Raw genomic sequence first — 17,275 nt, 5'->3', positions numbered from 1 at the left:
GTGTCAGCTTGCATCGGCGATCGAATGGCGCAGTTCCTGATAGCTGCGCAGACCGGCAAGGCCCAGCTCGCGGCCGATACCGCTCAGACCCAGGCCGCCCCAGCAGACCTGCGGGAAGATCAGTTGCGGCGTGTTGATCCACACGAGGCCAGCGCGAAGTTGCGCCTTGTAGCGGCGCGCCGCGTCCTGATCGGCGGTCACGACGGTTGCGACCAGGCCATAGCGCGTATCGTTGGCGAGCGCGATGGCTTCATCGTCGGTGCGGAACGACTTCACGCAGGCGACCGGGCCGAACACTTCGTCGGTCCAGAGAACGTTGTCGGCGGCGGGCTCGGCTACGACCACGGGCGCCATGAAGAAGCCGTCGCCGCAGGCCGCGTCGAGCTGGCCCGAGAACGCTACCGATGCGCCCGCATCCACGCCTTGCGCCAGTAGCGACTGCACGCGTTCGCGCTGCGCGGCCGAGACCAGCGGCCCCATCGCCACGTCATCGCCCCGGGGCGGCGCGACCACGATGGCGCGCACGGCGCTTTCGAACGCCGCCATGAACTTGCGATAGACATCGTCGTGCACGAGGATGCGTGCCGTGGCCGAGCACATCTGCCCGGCATTGGCAAAAGCGCCGCCGGTGGCGAGTGAGACGGCGCGTTCGATATCGGCATCGGCGCGCACGATCAGCGCGGATTTGCCGCCTAGTTCCAGCGTTACGCGTTTCATTTCTTCGGCGGCGGCCTGCATCACTTTCTTGCCGGATGCGGTGCTGCCGGTGAACGAAATCTTGTCGATGAGCGGATGGGCGGTGAGTTGCGCGCCCACGGCGCCGCCGCCGTTGACGATATTGACGACGCCATCGGGCACGCCGGCTTCGGCGATTATCGCGGCCAGCATGTGCTCGACGGGCGATGTGAATTCCGATGGCTTGAGCACGACGGTGCAGCCTGCGGCCAATGCGGGGGCCGTTTTCCAGGCCGTGGTCACCATCGGGAAATTCCACGGCACGATCAGGGCCGCGACGCCTACGGGTTCATAGTGGCGTTCGCCGGTGACGGTGTTGTCGGGGAGTTCGATTGGCTCTGCGGCGAAGGTGCTGGCGGTGGTGCACAGGTCGGCGTAGTAGGAGAACGTGGCGGCGGCGTCGCTGACGTCGAGGTTCGCTTCGAAGGGTGGTTTGCCGCTGACCTGCATTTGCATTGCTGCCAGGCGGTCGCGGTCGGATTCTATTAGTTCTGCGATTTTTTTTAGTATCTTTCCGCGCGTTGTGGGGGATGTGGCTCGCCACGCTGGGAGGGATGCGTGCGCTGCTTTTACCGCTGCGTCGATCTCGGTCGCTGTGGCGTGCTCTTGCCAGCCAATCAGGGCGCCTGTGGCGGCGTTGTGGATGGGGGTCTTTTCTGCGTTTGCGATCTGATGGGGCGTGCCTGATATTGTTGCCGCTGGCAGTGTGAAGGTGGTTGCTGCTGTTGCTTGATGTGTCGTTGTCGTCGTCATTGTTTCGTCTCCTGTTTGGTTTGGTTTCTTTTTTGTGTTGGCATTTCCTTGTTTTCGTGTCGGTCTATTAGCGTCGCCCCTGTGCGGGGCGGCACCTACTTTTCTTTGCAGCGGCAAAGAAAAGTAGGCAAAAGAAAGCCGCTCACACCGCCAGTGTGACGCGGTTGGTAAAAAGCCTTTTAGGGGGAAAGGTATAGGAGCATCCGGTCCCTCGCACCCTACCACTAAGTGACAAGGCGCCCGCCCACCCGGGGGCGCTACGCGCCCCGAGGGGCATAACGCAAACCGAAGGTTTGCTGGTTTCACCGGCAAACCCGACCGTTGCGCGCGCAGCGAGCAACGGGATGAATGACGGCTTTGTCACTACCTTTGAAGGCGCGGGATGCCGGATGCCCCTATACCATTCCCCGTGTAAGGCTGGTTGTGGACTGCGTCATATTGGCGGTGTGAGCGGCTTTCTTTGCCTACTTTCTTTGCCGCCGCAAAGAAAGTAGGTGCCGCCCCGCACAGGGGCAACGCTAATAGACCGACACGAACTCAAGGAAATGCCAACAACAAAAAAACCCACCCAGAAAAATCAAAAAAAATCGCTTACCGATAATTAACCCCAGGCATAACGCAAAGCATTTCAAACGCCAGGTTAGCGCCCACAAGCGCGGTAGTCCCCGCCTGATCGTAAGGCGGAGAAACCTCCACAAGATCCGCCCCAACCACATTAAGCCCCTTCATCCCTCGAATGATTTCGAGCCCTTGCTGCACGGTAAGCCCGCCGACTTCCGGCGTCCCCGTCCCCGGCGCAAAAGCCGGATCGAGCCCATCAATATCGAAACTCAGATAAACCGGCGTATCGCCCACACGCTCGCGCACTTGCGCCATCAAAGGCGCCAGCGACTTATTCCAGCACTCCTCGGCCTGAACGACAGTAAAACCCTGCTGCCGACACCAATCAAAGTCATCCGCGTGATACCCGGTCCCACGCAGACCAATCTGCGTAACCTTATCGCACTGAAGCAGCCCATCTTCAACCGCACGCCGGAACGGCGTCCCATGCGCGATCTTCTCGCCGAACATGGTGTCGTTCACATCGGCATGCGCATCGATATGAACCACCGCCACCTTGCCGTACTTCTTGTGCAGAGCCCGCAAAATAGGCCACGCAATCGTATGATCGCCGCCCAGCGTAATCGGCCGGCAGCCATTGGCCACAATAGCGTCATAAGCCTCTTCGATCAGCCGGATCGAATCCTTCAGGTCATAAGGATTCGTCGCCACATCGCCGATATCCGCCACTTGCAGTGAATCAAAAGGCGCTGCGCGCGTCGCCATGTTGTACGGACGCAGCAACACCGATTCCGAGCGGATCTGGCGCGGTCCAAAGCGCGCGCCCGAGCGGTTCGAGGTGCCCAGGTCCAGCGGCACGCCGACAAAACAGGCGTCGAGGCCGTCCGTCGTTTCGGCTTGAGGCAGCCGCATCATCGTGGCAATGCCGCCGAAACGCGGCATTTCGTTGCCGCCCAGCGGCTGGTTAAGTTCGCGTTGCATGTGGGGTGTCTCCGATCGTTGATTGCTCTCGCGTAAGGCGAGGAATGCAGTGGAATGCAGTTGAAGCGATCGGGCGATGGTAGGCGAGGCGCGCGCCGCGCAAATCACGAAGTTGAGATGTTCACATCGATCGCAATCGATGCAAAAGGGCGTTTACAGCGCCGCCAGACAGGGGGAAGCGTGTCCCCAGCCAATCAGCTCGCGCTTGGTGCGCACGCCCAGTTTGGCGAATGCGCGCTTGACGTAGGACTCCGCCGTGGCGGTGCGCACGCCCAGAATCTCCGCGGCTTCCGGCACGGTCTTGCCCGTGATCAGGTGCGCGCAGATTTCGTATTCGCGTTTGGAGAGTTTCACGCCATCGGCGGCAATACGCGCGTCGAATTGCGCAAGCGGATGCAGATACGAGGTGGGATGCGCCACACGCCGCGCCGCGCTGGTGGAGGCGTGCAATTCGAGCAGCGGAAACAGAAAGTCGCTCACATGGCGAAAGCGATTCATTTCGGCGAGCGAAAACGGCGGCGCGTGCAGCGCGCGTTCGAGCGCAATGGAGTGCTGTGCGTGCCGCGTGCCGCGCGCGAGCACGCATTCGTGCGCAATCAGCGCTTCGTCGAATAGTCGTTGGCGGAATTCGCCCGGCGGGATCGCGCCGATGTCGCGCACCACCAGCATCGTGCCGATCTTGCCGCGTATGCCCGCAAACAACGGATCGCTTTCGTAAAAGCGATCGTAGTAGAGCGTCATGACTTCCGAAATCGTGCCCGAATCCATGCCCACGCCGCCGCTGCCCACCCATTCGCAGCGATAGCCGTTGGGCATGTTGCTGTCCGCGCGCGATCGCTCGATATGGACGACGTTCAGCGGCACGACTTCATTGAGCAGAAGCGTGAGGCGAGGGACGAAATCCGGCGTGCCGACGGCTTCGATGACGTTGCCGAGCGTTTTGAACGACAGCGGGAATTGGGTTTGTTCTTGCAGGGGTACGGGAATCAGCATGGCGTGCCCCAGATTGAAGGCGAAATCATTATAGCCGAAGGGCTGCACCGCCCGTTAGACGGGGTTTTCAGGGATTTTCGCGCTGCCCGGCAAGTTCGCTGAATAGCCCGCCAAAAAGCGCCAGATCGAATCGGCGGCATCACGCAAAACGCATCTTGCCCCCCCCGAGGGGGGGCATACCGGCGCGGCGCGACCCGGCAACATGGCCGCACCGATTCAATCAATGCGTCAAAACGACGCCCGATACAGGAACACACATGAGCAAGCTGATTCAGGACATCAAGGAACTGGGCGCAGGTCTGGGCGATTTCACCAAGCTCGACTACGGCATGGACGAAGGCGACTGGCGCGCGGCCGAAGGCAAGAATGGCGGCTACGTGATCGGCTGGTGGGAAGGCAAGGTCGGTTCGGTCGAATTCCCGGAGACGGGCGCGGACGAAGCCTGCTGGCTCGTCGAAGGCAAGGTCGCACTGACCGATGCCAATGGCGCACGCAAGGAATTCTCGGCCGGTCAGGGCTATCTGCTGCCGAAGGGCTTCGCAGGCAAGTGGGAAACCATCGAAGACGCCAAGAAGTTCTACGTCCTGCTCGAACCGCAACAATAAACGTTGCGATAAACGTCGCGGCCACGCTCGCGACTTTCATCGCAAGCCGCGCCCCGCTTCGATAGCGAACGGCGCGGCGCCGTCCCCCTCGCTTTATGCAGTGAAGCCATCATGAGTGACAGCGCACAACTCTACGAAGCCGGCATCGCCACGCCGCCCTCCACGCCCGCCGCCGCACGCGAAAAGTCGCGCAAGCCCGTCGAACTCGGCGTCGAAGAGGCGCTGTCGCGCACGAAGCTTTCGCCTTACTGGCTCGACAATCCGGCGCAACCGCCCGCCGAGCCGAAACTCATTTTCGACACGCAAGCCGATCTGCTGATCGTCGGCGGCGGTTTTACGGGTCTGTGGGCTGCCGTGCAGGCCAAGGAGCAGATGCCCGATCTGGATGTCGTGGTGATCGAAGCGGAACGTGTGGCACACGGCGCATCGGGTCGCGCGGGCGGCATTATTTCGACTTCGGTGATGCACGGCCTGCCCAATGCGGTGCGCGTGTTCCCGAACGACATCAAGCAACTCGAAGAATTCGGCCATCGCAATCTGGATGGTTTCGAAGAGACGCTCAAGCGCTACAACATCGACGCCGATATCGAATGGAACGGCGAGATGACCGTGGCCGTCGATCCCGATCACGTCGAGCATCTGCAGGCCGATTACGATCTGCACACCGAATACGGCCATAACGTCGAACTGCTCGACGGCAAGGCCACGCGCGAGCAACTGGATTCGCCGCTGTTCGCGGGCGCGCTCTGGTCGCGCAATCGCAGCGGCATCGTGCATCCGGCCAAGCTCGCCTGGGGGCTCAAGCGCGCGGCGCTTTCGCTGGGCGTGCGTCTGTATGAATACAGCCCGCTGCTCGAAGTCACCGACGAAGGCCAGACGGTCTTCGTCAAGACGCCCGAAGGCAGCGTGCGCGCGCCGCGCGTGCTGTTTGGCAGCGGCACGGCCAAAGTGGGTATCGCCGATATCAACCGCCGCGTGCTGCAGGTTCGCGATCACGTGCTGGCCACCGAGCCGCTCACCGAAGAACAACTCGCGCGCATTGGCTGGAAGAATCGTCAGGGTATTTACGACACGCGCACGCAGCTCAATTATTTCCGCCTCACGAAGAACAACAACATTATCTTTGGCGGTCTGGTGAGCTATCACTTCGATGGCGATCCCAATCCGCCTAAGGATGAAAAGCGCGAAACCTATTACCGGCTCGCGCAGGCGTTCTACAACACCTTCCCGCAACTCGCCGACGTGCGCTTCTCGCACGCGTGGGGCGGCCCGATCGATTACTGCTCGCGCGGCTCGGTGTTTGCGAAGCGTTATCTCGGCGAGAAGGCCGTGTTCGTTGCCGGTTATACGGGTTTTGGCGTGGCGGCGAGCCGCTTCGGCGCCTTCATGGGCCTGAACCTGCTGTTCGATCGCCAGAGCCCGGAACGCGATCTCGACATCGCCAAACTGAGCCCGACCTATATTCCGCCGGAGCCGGTGCGCTGGCTGGCGGCCAAGGTCACTTTCCACGCCTTCGATGGCGCGGATGCCGAAGGCGGCTGGAAGCGGGCCTGGATCAAGGGCATCAAGGCCCTGGGCTTTCCGATGTGATGTGAGCGCAAGGCGGCGTTCGCATTCGACGGGCGCCGCCGCAGTGAGTAGAAAGCGGCATGTTTTCCAATACTTCCGATCTCGACCTGCGCCTCGTGCGGGTCTTCCTCGCCGTGGTGGACGCGCGCGGCATTACCGCCGCCGAAGCGACGCTCGGCGTGCGCCAGTCCACCATCAGCTCGCAGCTTTCCGCACTGGAAGCGCGCGTGGGCTTTACGCTGTGCGAGCGCGGGCGCGGCGGTTTTCGCCTGACGTCGAAGGGCGAGCGCTTCGTGAGTTCGGCGCGTGCGCTGGTGTCCGCCACTTCGCAGTTCGTCGCGCAGGTGCGCGATATCGACCGCAAACTGGTGGGCACGCTGTCGATCGGCCTGATCGGGCAGGCTTCGCATGTGGAGAACGTGCGGCTGGCCGAGGCGATTGGCGCGTTTCGCAAACGCGATCAGGCGGTGCGCTTCGCGATGCGCGTGGCGCCGCCGCAGGAGCTTGAAGAAAGCCTCGTGAACCAGCAGCTCGATCTGGCGATTGGCTACTTCTGGCATCGCGTGGCGGGGCTGAGCTATACCGAGCTTTTTAGCGAACGCCAGGTGATCTGCTGCGGGCGTGGTCATCCGCTCTTTCACGAAGGCCCGGATGTGACGCTCGACGATCTGCGCGTGCACGACTGGATCTGGCGCAGTTATCCCGTGCCCGAAGAACTCGCGAGTATCGGCGAACGGCAGGTCACGGCGATTGCGGACAGTATCGACGCCGCCACGGTGCTGATTCTTTCCGGCAGCCATATCGGCTATCTACCCGAGCATCACGCGCAACCCTTCGAACAACGCGGATTGATTCGCGTGCTGGGGCGCACGGCTTTCGGTTTCGACGTGCCGCTGCATCTGGCCGTCAAACGCGGCGCCGCCGATAAACCCATCGTGCGCGCCTTCTGCGAAGACCTGCTCAACGTGTATGGCGCACAAAGCGTGGAGGAAGAACGCGCGTGTGCCTGATCGATATCGATGTGCGCGCAACCATAAAAAAAGCGGGCGGGAAAACATTGGCCGCGCATGAAGTGAACGTTTGAAATACGCAATATGGCGCGCATTCGAGTGAATTAGAGTGACCGCCAGAGATGAGGACAGTGCGCGGCCCTGACCGCGCGACGGGATACCGGCAAGGCGCAAGACACCAGAACGCCAGAGCCAAGCCCCAAGGAGTGAGACACCATGGCAGACAACACCAGCATCACGCAGATCGAGACCTTCGGTTTCGAGCGTATTCCCGACAAGTCGCGCTATGCACGACCTATCGATCTTTTCCGGCTGCTGTTCGGCGGCTGCAATACTTTTTCGACTTCGGTGCTGGGCGCGTTCCCGGTGCTCGTCGGCCTGTCGTTCAAGGCGAGTCTGTGGTCGATCGTGATCGGCGTGCTGGCCGGCACGTTTATCCTCGCGCCGATGAGCTCGTTCGGCCCGCGCAACGGGACCAGCGACCCGGTTTCGTCGGGCGCGCACTTCGGCATTCATGGCCGGATCGTCGGTTCGTTCCTCGCGATTCTTACGTCTGTCGCGTTCTTCTCGCTCGCCGTGTGGAGTTCGGGTGATGCGCTCGTGGGTGGCGCGCACAACATGGTGGGCCTGCCGCAGAACGGCTGGACGCTCGGCATCGCCTACATGGTGTTTGCCGTGCTCGTGCTGGTCGTGTGCATCTACGGCTTCCGCTTCATGCTGTGGGTGAACAAGATCGCCGTGTGGGCCGCGAGCCTGATGTTCGTGGTCGGCGCGTTTGCGTTCAAGGGCACGTTCGACGTGCATTACGCCGGCACGCTCCATCAGGGCAGCGCGGGCTTCTGGGCCGCGTTTATCGGCGCGGTGCTGGTGGCGTTGAGCAACCCGGTGTCGTTCGCCTCGACGCTCGGCGACTGGGCACGCTACATTCCGCAGACCACGCCGCGATATCGCGTGATGGGCGCCGTGTACGCCGCGCAGATCGCCACCTTCGTGCCGTTCTTCTTCGGCCTCGCGACGGCGACCATCATCGCCACGCACGCACCGAGCTTCATCACCTCGAACGACTACGTGGGCGGTTTGCTGGCTGTGTCGCCGCGCTGGTTCCTGCTGCCGATGTGCCTGATCGCGATCATCGGCGGGATGTCGACGGGCACGACCGCGCTCTACGGCACGGGCCTCGATATGTCGAGCATGTTCCCCAAGTACCTCAACCGCGTCGGCGCCACGCTGCTGATCGGTACGCTGGCGATTGCGTTCATCTTTATCGGCCGCTTCGCGTTCAATCTGGTGGAAAGCGTGTCGACGTTCTCGACGCTGATCTGCACGTTCAGCTGCCCGTGGATGGCGATCATGGTGATCGGCTATATGCAGCGCCGCGGCTTCTATCTCGGCGACGATCTGCAGGTGTTCAATCGTGGCGGCCGCGGCGGTCATTACTGGTTCACGCATGGCTGGAACATGCGCGCGATGGGCGCGTGGCTGCCGGCGGCGTTCCTGGGTCTGTCGTTCGTGAACCTGCCGGACCAGTTCGTCGGGCCGCTGGGCAATCTTGCGGGCGGCTGCGATCTGAGTGTGCCGGTGTCGTTTGTTGTGGGCGGTCTGCTGTATCTGGCGCTGTTGTGGATGTTCCCGGAACCCGATGGCGTCTACGGTCCGCAAGGCCGACGCTTCGTGCGCGGCGGCAAGGCTGCTGCGGCGGCGAAGGTGACGCCGGTGACGGCGCGCGTGGTGACGCAAGCCGTGACGAAAACCGGCCATCAGCGCGACGAACACGAGACGGCTGGCATGCGTTCGGTGCAGGGGGTGCGCGAGTACGCCGAGTAAGCCGAGTAAGCCGCGCTTGCGCAGGTAAAACAGGGGAAATGAACGGCCGACGCACTTGAGCGTCGGCCGTTTTGCATTGTGCGGCGATCGCGCCCCTTCTCGAATCGGCCCGTTTCGGGCTGGAAAAGACCCTCCAGAGCGCCTGTTTTCCCCGAAATCCGCTGAAATGGTTCGGGAAAATCCCGAAAGGCTTTAAAATCTCCCGTTCCGTGCAGGATCGCCGTGCCGATCCCGGCCTTTTTCCGCTGCCTTCGCTGGCGCGGAAGGCCTGATGGGGACGCATCGACGCGGCGGCAGGACCGCCCGGGCGCCGGGCCTGGCGCTGGAGGGCAGGGCGCGATCGGCTAAACTAGAAGGCTTGCGCGACCGGTTTCCGCAGCCACTGCGCGATGTCCGGCACAGGCAGCACCGGCGCGGCTTGACCTGCGCGGTCCGACCTGCGCGGCTCGACCACTTTTCACACTCGTCGCGGTATCGTGGCGGCGGGTCAATGCATCGACTGGATGAACAACCATGAGCACGATTCTCGAATCTCTTCCGACCGGCCAGAAAGTCGGCATCGCGTTTTCCGGCGGCCTTGACACCAGCGCCGCACTGGTCTGGATGCGCAAGAAGGGCGCCGTGCCCTACGCCTACACCGCCAACCTCGGCCAGCCCGACGAAGAAGATTACGACGCGATCCCGCGCCGCGCGACCGAATACGGCGCAGAAGGCGCACGTCTGATCGACTGCCGCGCGCAGCTCGTCGCCGAAGGTATCGCCGCGCTCCAAAGCGGTGCATTCCACGTCTCGACGGCCGGCGTCACCTACTTCAACACGACGCCGCTGGGCCGCGCCGTGACCGGCACGATGCTCGTCGCCGCGATGAAGGACGACGGCGTGAACATCTGGGGCGACGGTTCGACCTACAAGGGTAACGACATCGAGCGCTTCTACCGCTACGGTCTGCTCGTCAACCCGGATCTGAAGATCTACAAGCCGTGGCTCGACCAGACCTTCATCGACGAACTCGGCGGCCGTGCCGAAATGTCGGAGTTCATGAACCAGCAAGGCTTCGCGTACAAGATGTCGGCTGAAAAAGCCTACTCGACGGACTCGAACCTGCTGGGCGCGACGCACGAAGCCAAGGATCTGGAAAGCCTGGAATCGGGCATCAAGATCGTCAACCCGATCATGGGCGTGGCGTTCTGGCGCGACGACGTCAAGGTCGACCGCGAAGAAGTGACGATCCGCTTCGAAGAAGGCCAGCCGGTCGCGCTGAACGGTCAGACCTTCCCGAACGCCGTGGAACTGCTGCTCGAAGCCAACCGCATTGGCGGTCGTCATGGTCTGGGCATGAGCGACCAGATCGAAAACCGCATCATCGAAGCGAAGAGCCGCGGCATCTATGAAGCCCCGGGTCTGGCGCTGCTGCACATCGCTTACGAGCGTCTCGTCACGGGCATCCATAACGAAGACACCATCGAGCAGTACCGCGAAAACGGCCGCCGTCTGGGCCGTCTGCTGTACCAGGGCCGCTGGTTCGACCCGCAAGCGATCATGCTGCGCGAAACGGCGCAACGCTGGGTCGCACGCGCGATCACGGGCGAAGTGACGATCGAACTGCGCCGCGGCAACGACTACTCGCTGCTGAGCACGAAGTCGCCGAACCTGACGTACCAGCCGGAACGTCTGTCGATGGAGAAGGTGGCATCGACGTTCTCGCCGCGCGATCGTATCGGCCAGCTGACGATGCGTAACCTCGACATCACCGACACGCGCGACAAGCTGCGCGTGTACTCGCAGGTTGGTCTGCTGAAAGGCGGCGATGATTCGGCGCTGCCCCTGCTGAAGACCGATAAGGAATAAGGCAGTCTCGTAGTTTTAAAAAAGCCCGCTCCGGTTTGATGCCGGAGCGGGCTTTTTTTGTTTTTGGCGCTTTGGTGCTGCGGCTCGATGACACGGAATGGTGCTTATCCAGGCGCAAGCTGCCATATCAAAACAAAAGGCGCACTCAATCCAGAAGATCAACATGCGCTTTCATTGTTGAAGCGCTAATTCATGGTGCATCAGAACGCCGGTCATAGTTTCCGGACGGATTTATTCTTTTCCGTATTGCGGCATTATTTACTTTTCCGATCAAGAGTTTCCAGTCTGTGCTTCCAATGCCTGATTTAATTCTTACACTAAAAAGACTTTCTGCATTGCTGTAATCAGATTCGTAAGATATTCTCGGCGCATTAATAAACGGCGCCTTGGCAGTTCGCTGTGGCATAGCCTGACCACTCTTGATGCAACCATGAATGATCTGTCCGCGTTTGCGCACGGTGCGTTTTTCATGCAGGACAAGCGCCTGCTCGCCTTGAGCTTTCCACACGACGACGCCCCTTCAGCCGTTGATTCGTATGGCCGGCGTCGCACGGTCGCGTTCGTTGTCGAGAGGCTCGTCGCTCATGAAGGGCTCGGTATCGACTTTCGTTTCGAGCTGACGTTGCTCGGCAACGAAGCCGGCGTGATGCTCGACGACATGCTCGGCAAGTTGCTGGCCGTTTCGCTCGTGCGTCCCGATGGCGGTGCGCGCTATTTCAGCGGTTATTGCACTGAATTTGCGCTCGTTGGCAGTGACGTTTCGATTGCGCAATATCGCGCGGTGCTGCGTCCCTGGAGCGAATTCCTCAAGACCCGTATCAACAATCGCCTGTTTCTCGCGCAGCCGTTGCAGCAGCAGATCGCCACGATCCTCGCCGACTATCCGGCTCTCGCTCCCGCGTGGGAGTGGCGCGTGCGCGGCGACGATCCGTCGCGAACGATGAACGTGCAGGGCGGTGGCCTTGGCGAAAGCGACTGGAATTACCTCGTTCGTCATCTCGAAGCTGCAGGCTATCTATATTGGTGGGAGCACGGCGAGCAGGGCATGCGGCTCGTCATCGGCGACGACAGCACGGTGCAGTGCAATCCGGTCGATGGCGCGTCTGCGCAGATCCGCTTCCAGTCGCATGGCGGCCCTCAAGAGGAAGACGCCATTTCCAGCTGGTCGGGCAAGCGGGTTTTGTCGGCCGGTAGCTATAGCGCCACGGCGTTCGATTTCAAATCGCCACGCGCGGCCCATGCGCAACTTCCGACGCTTCAAGCCTCCGGGGTGGCGCCTGCGGTCGATCATCACGAGTACGTTGGGCATTACGGCTTCAGCAAGGAAGCCCAGGCGGGCGACGCCGTCACGCGGCTACGTATGGAAGAGATCGAGGCGGCGTCACAGCGCTTCGAAGCCGTCGGCAACCATCACGGCATTATGCCGGGGCGCTGGTTCGAGCTGGCCGATCATTTCAGTGCCGCGTTGGCGCGCGCGCAGGACCACGAATATCTGATTCTCGAAGCGCATCACGAAGCTTCGAATAACTATCTGCAGGCCGATGGGGGCAAACCTGAGTACCGCAACCGCTTCACGGCCCTGCGCCGCGACACGCCGTGGCGTCCAGGACGCGACCTGAACAGCGAGCCGCTGCGCATCCAGGCGCCTCAAACGGCGACGATTGCCGGTAACAGCGACGCAGGCAGCGTCGATGTCGACGAATACGGCCGCGTGCGTGTGATCTTTCATTGGGATCGCGCCACGCAGCAGAGCGCGCGCATTCGCGTGGCTTCCGGCTGGGCGGGCGGCGAGAAGGGCATGGTGGCCCATCCTCGCGTGGGCAGCGAAGCGGTTCTGATGTTCCTCGACGGTAATCCCGATCGTCCGATCGTGACGGCCACCACGTACAACGGCAACCGCATGCCGCCTTGGGCGCTGCCGGATCAGCACGTGCTCACAGGCCTGCGGAGCCGCGAACTGTCCGCCGATGCCGGCAACCAGGCCGGCGGGCGCTCCAATCACATCCTGCTCGACGATACGGCGCAGCAGTTGCAACTGAAGTTGCGCAGCGACACCGATGCCAGTGAACTGACGCTTGGCCACAACGTGCGCATCGACGATACGCAAGGGCGCACCGACCAGCGCGCCCGCGGCTTCGAACTGCGCACCGATGCGCACGGCGCCGTGCGTGCGGCCAAAGGTTTGCTGATCACCAGCGAAGCGCGCCCAGAAGCCCGAGCGCACGCAACCGATATGGGCGAGACGACCGCGCGCCTGGCGAAGGCGCAGGATCTGCACGGAACCTTGTCGGGATCGGCACATGAAGTGAAGGCGCAGCAGAGCGGCGATCAGGATGCGGTGCGCGATGCCCTGAAGACGCAGAACGAAGCGCTGCGCGGCAGCGGCGGCAATCCGCAACAGGGTGAATTTCCCGAGTTCGCGCAACCGCATCTGACACTGGCCAGCCCTGCGGGTATCGAGACGACGACCTCGGGTTCGACGCACTTCGCCAGCGACCGGCATATCGCGCTGACGAGCGGCGAGCACACGAGTATCGCAGCCGGCCAGAGCATGCTGGTCAGCGCGCACGACGCGGTGCGCGTGGCCGCGTTCGAGAAGGGCATCAAGCTGGTCGCCGCCGCTGCGGACATCGACATTCAGGCGCTCAAGAACACCATCAACGTGCTGGCAAAGCTCGACGTGAAGGTCGACGCCAACCGAATCACCTTGACCGCCAAAGAAGAAGTCCTGATCAACGGCGGCACCAGCTATACGCGCTGGAATAGCGCCGGCATCACCCACGGCACCAACGGCGCATTCACGACGCACGCCGCGTCGCACGGCTTCGTCGGCCCTGACAGCCTCCCCGTTCCGGCACAGGCGCTGCCGGGCACGCCCTGCGCGCCTTGCATGGTCAATGCGGCCTCGATGGCGTCGCCTTTCGCAGCCAAGGCTTGAGGGGAGTTCACGCATGACGTTCGAGATTCAAACCGGTCCGGCGCGCCGGATCATCGATACGGTCCTCGCGGGTGGGGAAGGCTTGCACGCCTATGTACTCGTCGATGGCGCGTTGCTGCAAACGCAGAACGTCGCGCAGCGGGAACGCTGGCCGACGTTTGCAGCCCTGTCACTGCTGGCGAATGCCGATCTCGACGCGCAGGCAGTTGGGCCGTTGCTGTTCGAGTTGCCGCTGGAGGAAGAGGGGGATGAGGCAGACGATGGCGGCATCGTCTGGGACGCTTCGAGCGTGATCGTTTCGCCGCTCACGCTCGGGGCGCTGGCCGCGCATCTCACGCCGATGCTTGATGTGCAGCTCGAGCAGATGGACAGCACGATGCTGATGCGTTTCTTCGATCCGCGTGTGTTGCCGTTCTGGCTTGACATCTTGCCAGCGGATCATGTTGCGTGGCTCACGCGCGGTGTGCACGGCTGGATTTATCGTGACGCGCGTCGGAACCTGAGCGTGGCGCGCATCGAGGCGGCGTGCAAGCCTGGTGAACTCGCCGCCGCCGCCAGCTTTCCGCTGCAATTGTCGCAACAGCAGGAGGACGATCTGCTCGCCGCCTGCTATCCGTACACGTTGCTCGAACGCCTGCGTAGCGAGTTCGCCTCGTTGATGCAACGTGTTCCGCTGGCAAACCAGTACAACTTCGTGTGCGAGCAGCTCGATCGGTTCCGCGCGCATGGCGAGGACAGCCTGGCGTCTTTGCTCACCTGGTACGAACTGGCGTTAACTTACGGACCGCGTTTCGACGAACTTCCTGCCGTGCAGCCCATGATCGCCGCGCTCGATGAAGGGCTGGATTTCGCGCAGGCGCTCGCACTCGTGCCGCCCGGCGAATGGGCGCGCATGCAAGCCGAAACGCAGCCCGGCATTCAGACCGAAGCAGCAAATTAAAACGAATCAGGCGTCCACGGGACGCCGCCGACATTCCATGAAACTGACTACCCGATACACCTGCCTCACGGTACTGACGGCCATGGCGCTCGCTGCTTCGGCATGCAGTCGCGGTTCGACCAGCGGCGAGCCGAAGAGCTTCGGCACGAGTGCCGACAGCAAGTGGGACGATCTGAATATCGACATCATTACGGCGGGTTCGTACAACTACACCGACTACGACATTTACGGCGTCTATCTGCTGCCGCTCAATGCAAAGAGCCTCGACGATGCGGCGAGTGCCAACGGCGCGAGCGCCACGCCGCAGTCTTTTACGCAATGGGAAGGCGGGCCAGGCGGTCAGCCCAGTCTTGCCTGGGACTTCCGCTGGAAAACGCCGCTGAAGATGAAGGTGTGGTGGCAGCGCGTGGTCGATGCGAAGCTGTACGCATCGAGCAAGAACTACGACGCGTACACCCAACGGGAATCCGAACCCGGTACGGCTTGGTGCGAGGGGGAGATCACCATTACGCAACCGCCCCTCAAGGATAAGACCAGCGGCATTCTGTTGCACTTCTTTCCCGACGGGCGTGTTGAAGGCGACATGAATTTCGTGATCGACCGTCAGCCGGTAAAGGTCGATATCGCCCGGCGCAACGAGCAGCCCAAGCTGAGCGGGCGCGCGTGCCTGAAGGAAATACCCAATCCGCTCTATGGGCGCAAGAAGCCCGTTCACTGGAACTGAATGGGCATCCGCACGGAGTAAAACAATGAGCAATGCGCCCATCATCCGACGCATCACCGACCTGACGCCGAGGGACAGCCAGACTCGCAATAAACAGCGCGAGGCGCTGGACTCGTCGGACAAAGACAATTGCAAAGTGTGCCCCAAGCCGGTGTGGTTCTCGGCATTTTTTGACGGTACGGGCAATAACTTCCAGGCTGACGGCAACGGCTCGACGAAGGCCGACGCGGTCCAGTACAGCAATATCGCGAAGCTCTGGCAGTTTGCGCACGTCGAAGACGGGGCCATGCCGCGAACCGTGCGCCGCTATATCGAGGGTGTTGGCACGCCGTGCGCCAAGGTCGGCGATTCGGGCGGCGGCCTGGACAAGGCGCTCGGGATGGCTTCGGCGCGCAAAGGCGAATTGCGGCTTCGCTGGATGCTCAATGAACTGAACAAACACGTCGGCACTCACATGCCGGCTGTCAGCCAGATCAATATTTCGGTGTTCGGCTTCTCGCGCGGCGCAACCGAAGCGCGGGCCTTCGTGCGCATGCTGACCGAACATCTGGCCGAAGCAGAAGGAAATAAGCTGTGGTGGCGACAGAAGAACATGAACGGAACGCGCCCCGAGGTCGTGGTTTACTTCTTGGGGATTCTCGACACGGTTGCTTCGACCGGGTTTGGCGGCAGCAAGCTCGAGTCGAACCTGGAATGGAGCCTTGGGCCGGTGTTGGGCGGGGCTCTCTATGGCTTCGTCGATGAAGGCGGACACGCGGCATGGGCCAACGACCTGCGCATTCCCGCTTACGTCCGTCAGTGCGTTCACTTCGTTGCTTCGCACGAGTGCCGCGAGAAATTTCCCAGCGATTCGGTGCGCGAGGATCAAACAGTCCCGTCGAATTGTGTGGAAACGTACTACCCCGGCATGCACTCCGATGTCGGCGGTGGCTACACGAGCAATAGCCAGGAAGGGCGCACCAACGAACTGGCCAATGTGCCCTTGAATAACCTGTATATCGAGGCATGGAAGGCCGGTGTGCCGCTTAAGCCCCCGGCGCAGGTGATGGAGACAGCCGGCGCGTTGTTTGCGATTTCTCCCGAGCTGGAAGACCTCTGGAATGTCTATATGGCCCAGGGCAACGAACAGGCGAGCGGTCCTGCACCGGGCGGTTCCCGCCTGGAAACGCACGTCATCTGGCACATGAACCGCTATTACCAATGGCGTGCAAGCCGCAGCCGGCGTTTGCACGACGGTCGTCTGAAGCCGCCCGGCGGCGTCGATCACTACATGGCGATCACGGACGCGGAATGGAACGATGACACGGATCAAATCCGTCGCATGGCCGGTGGTTTCCTGACGTCGACTATCTCCGACCAGATGAAAGCGATTGATGCGGCGACTCGTGTCAACGGCAACTGGCTCGGCGGCCTCGATCCGGCACTGCGCCAGAAGTTCGACCGCTTCTTCGACCTCTACGTGCACGACTCAATCGCAGGCTTCAAGAACCAGATGGCGGACAGCTACGTGAGCTTCGCCGAGGCGAGCCGCTGGACAACGAGCCGCCGCTACTTCATGGGCAAGCGGGACAAAAAGTTTCTGTACTGGACCTATGCAGGCGACAAGGCCGAGCAGGCCGCGACGCAAGCTGCGATGCTCGATCCGGCAAAGTCGTCGCAAACGGGCGCAACGGCGGATGCTCAGCTGGCCAGCAACCAACCGGCGACGACGGGGCAGGCTTCGCTGGCCGACGCGACATCGGCGGCATAAGGACAGCAGTGCAAATGGGACTGGCGCCTTTGGGCGCTGGTTCT

The 17,275-nt window shown here is 62.0% G+C and carries 12 protein-coding genes; 9 read left to right on the top strand and 3 right to left on the bottom strand.

From position 1 onward, the window contains the following. Positions 1-3 precede the first annotated feature (3 nt). The 3 genes from U5A67_RS24310 to U5A67_RS24300 all read right to left on the bottom strand — a co-directional run bounded on the left by U5A67_RS24310 (position 4) and on the right by U5A67_RS24300 (position 4,023). The gene (locus U5A67_RS24310) at positions 4-1,488 is read right to left on the bottom strand and encodes an aldehyde dehydrogenase family protein (protein WP_321816429.1); all 1,485 of its coding nucleotides are present in this window, start codon (positions 1,486-1,488) and stop codon (positions 4-6) included. 591 nt (positions 1,489-2,079) lie between these two features. Next, complete coding sequence (gene speB, locus U5A67_RS24305) at positions 2,080-3,030, bottom strand: agmatinase (RefSeq protein WP_205980510.1); 951 nt, start codon at positions 3,028-3,030, stop codon at positions 2,080-2,082. 153 nt (positions 3,031-3,183) lie between these two features. Then, positions 3,184-4,023: a helix-turn-helix transcriptional regulator gene (locus U5A67_RS24300; RefSeq protein ID WP_321816430.1), complete on the bottom strand. Its 840-nt coding sequence runs from the start codon at positions 4,021-4,023 to the stop codon at positions 3,184-3,186. A 257-nt stretch (positions 4,024-4,280) separates the two neighbouring features. Here U5A67_RS24300 and U5A67_RS24295 point away from each other — a divergent pair, with 257 nt between their 5' ends. The 9 genes from U5A67_RS24295 (at position 4,281) to U5A67_RS24255 (ending at position 17,231) form a co-directional block, all read left to right on the top strand. Next, positions 4,281-4,628, top strand: a complete 348-nt coding sequence (locus U5A67_RS24295) for a cupin domain-containing protein (RefSeq protein ID WP_205980512.1) — start codon at positions 4,281-4,283, stop codon at positions 4,626-4,628. 111 nt (positions 4,629-4,739) lie between these two features. Further along, positions 4,740-6,218: an FAD-dependent oxidoreductase gene (locus tag U5A67_RS24290; RefSeq protein ID WP_321816431.1), complete on the top strand. Its 1,479-nt coding sequence runs from the start codon at positions 4,740-4,742 to the stop codon at positions 6,216-6,218. A 59-nt stretch (positions 6,219-6,277) separates the two neighbouring features. Next, complete coding sequence (locus tag U5A67_RS24285; RefSeq protein ID WP_321816432.1) at positions 6,278-7,207, top strand: LysR family transcriptional regulator; 930 nt, start codon at positions 6,278-6,280, stop codon at positions 7,205-7,207. Positions 7,208-7,423: 216 nt separating this feature from the next. Then, positions 7,424-9,031 (top strand): purine-cytosine permease family protein, encoded by a 1,608-nt coding sequence (locus U5A67_RS24280; RefSeq protein WP_321816433.1) that lies wholly within the window; start codon positions 7,424-7,426, stop codon positions 9,029-9,031. Between the two features lie 513 nt (positions 9,032-9,544). Next, the gene (argG, locus tag U5A67_RS24275; RefSeq protein WP_205980516.1) at positions 9,545-10,879 is read left to right on the top strand and encodes an argininosuccinate synthase; all 1,335 of its coding nucleotides are present in this window, start codon (positions 9,545-9,547) and stop codon (positions 10,877-10,879) included. 430 nt (positions 10,880-11,309) lie between these two features. After that, positions 11,310-13,817, top strand: coding sequence for a type VI secretion system Vgr family protein (locus U5A67_RS24270; RefSeq protein ID WP_321816434.1), 2,508 nt, complete (start codon positions 11,310-11,312; stop codon positions 13,815-13,817). Positions 13,818-13,830: 13 nt separating this feature from the next. Further along, a complete protein-coding gene (locus U5A67_RS24265; RefSeq protein WP_321816435.1) occupies positions 13,831-14,757 on the top strand; it encodes a DUF4123 domain-containing protein in 927 nt (308 codons plus the stop codon). A gap of 37 nt (positions 14,758-14,794) precedes the next feature. Then, positions 14,795-15,481 (top strand): DUF3304 domain-containing protein, encoded by a 687-nt coding sequence (locus tag U5A67_RS24260; protein WP_321816436.1) that lies wholly within the window; start codon positions 14,795-14,797, stop codon positions 15,479-15,481. 25 nt (positions 15,482-15,506) lie between these two features. After that, positions 15,507-17,231 (top strand): DUF2235 domain-containing protein, encoded by a 1,725-nt coding sequence (locus U5A67_RS24255; protein WP_321816437.1) that lies wholly within the window; start codon positions 15,507-15,509, stop codon positions 17,229-17,231. The last annotated feature ends 44 nt before the right edge of the window (positions 17,232-17,275 follow it).

The organism is Paraburkholderia sp. J69-1 (assembly GCF_905220255.1).
Lineage (GTDB): Bacteria > Pseudomonadota > Gammaproteobacteria > Burkholderiales > Burkholderiaceae > Paraburkholderia.
Note: the sequence above shows the minus strand (reverse complement) of the source record. Positions and strands in the feature narration are given on the sequence as shown.

Bases quoted from the DNA above. Each gene is read 5' to 3' on its own strand.
- U5A67_RS24285 (WP_321816432.1), top strand. From the start codon at position 6,278: ATGTTTTCCAATACTTCCGATCTCGACCTGCGCCTCGTGCGGGTCTTC.
- U5A67_RS24255 (WP_321816437.1), top strand. From the start codon at position 15,507: ATGAGCAATGCGCCCATCATCCGACGCATCACCGACCTGACGCCGAGG.
- U5A67_RS24260 (WP_321816436.1), top strand. From the start codon at position 14,795: ATGAAACTGACTACCCGATACACCTGCCTCACGGTACTGACGGCCATG.
- U5A67_RS24280 (WP_321816433.1), top strand. From the start codon at position 7,424: ATGGCAGACAACACCAGCATCACGCAGATCGAGACCTTCGGTTTCGAG.
- U5A67_RS24310 (WP_321816429.1), bottom strand. From the start codon at position 1,488: ATGACGACGACAACGACACATCAAGCAACAGCAGCAACCACCTTCACA.
- speB (WP_205980510.1), bottom strand. From the start codon at position 3,030: ATGCAACGCGAACTTAACCAGCCGCTGGGCGGCAACGAAATGCCGCGT.
- U5A67_RS24300 (WP_321816430.1), bottom strand. From the start codon at position 4,023: ATGCTGATTCCCGTACCCCTGCAAGAACAAACCCAATTCCCGCTGTCG.
- U5A67_RS24290 (WP_321816431.1), top strand. From the start codon at position 4,740: ATGAGTGACAGCGCACAACTCTACGAAGCCGGCATCGCCACGCCGCCC.
- U5A67_RS24295 (WP_205980512.1), top strand. From the start codon at position 4,281: ATGAGCAAGCTGATTCAGGACATCAAGGAACTGGGCGCAGGTCTGGGC.
- U5A67_RS24270 (WP_321816434.1), top strand. From the start codon at position 11,310: ATGAATGATCTGTCCGCGTTTGCGCACGGTGCGTTTTTCATGCAGGAC.
- U5A67_RS24265 (WP_321816435.1), top strand. From the start codon at position 13,831: ATGACGTTCGAGATTCAAACCGGTCCGGCGCGCCGGATCATCGATACG.
- argG (WP_205980516.1), top strand. From the start codon at position 9,545: ATGAGCACGATTCTCGAATCTCTTCCGACCGGCCAGAAAGTCGGCATC.